The organism is Arthrobacter sp. 10T425 (assembly GCF_056393985.1).
In genome coordinates this window covers 1-420 of sequence record NZ_JBFTGZ010000094.1, presented here as the reverse complement: position 1 = coordinate 420, position 420 = coordinate 1, and the positions used below count along the sequence as shown (strand labels likewise).

Genomic DNA, 420 nt, shown 5'->3' with positions numbered 1-420 from the left:
GAAGGTAAACAAATCAATCTGACTGGGAAACACATATGTTCTTTATCGACAAGAATGGTCGAGTCGACGCTGAACGCGTCAAGGTCAAGATCTTCCCGAACATTGAACGGGGGCCGATGGACAGGGTAAATGGGATTATCGTTCACCAGACAGATGGCTCTACAACTGAAAGTACATTCAGCAGCTATCGAGCGAAAGGCGCGCTCGGCGCCCATTTCCTGATCGACAAGGACGGGACGATATATCAAACAGCTTCGCTGAAGAAAATCACCAGACACGTGGGAAAACTACAGTCACGCTGCATTGTTACGCACAAATGCTCGCCTGCTGAATTGAAGCTGACCACTGCAATTCAACTTCAATATACAAAGCTATCGATACACGAACACAAGAAAGCCTTGGCCCGAGCGCTACCCTTCC

General features: G+C 48.3%; 1 protein-coding gene. It reads left to right on the top strand.

Annotated features, from left to right (window positions below):
* Positions 1–35: 35 nt before the first annotated feature.
* A partial coding sequence (locus AC1DDH_RS20675) for a peptidoglycan recognition protein family protein (protein ID WP_476956245.1) occupies positions 36–420 on the top strand: 385 nt, incomplete at its 3' end.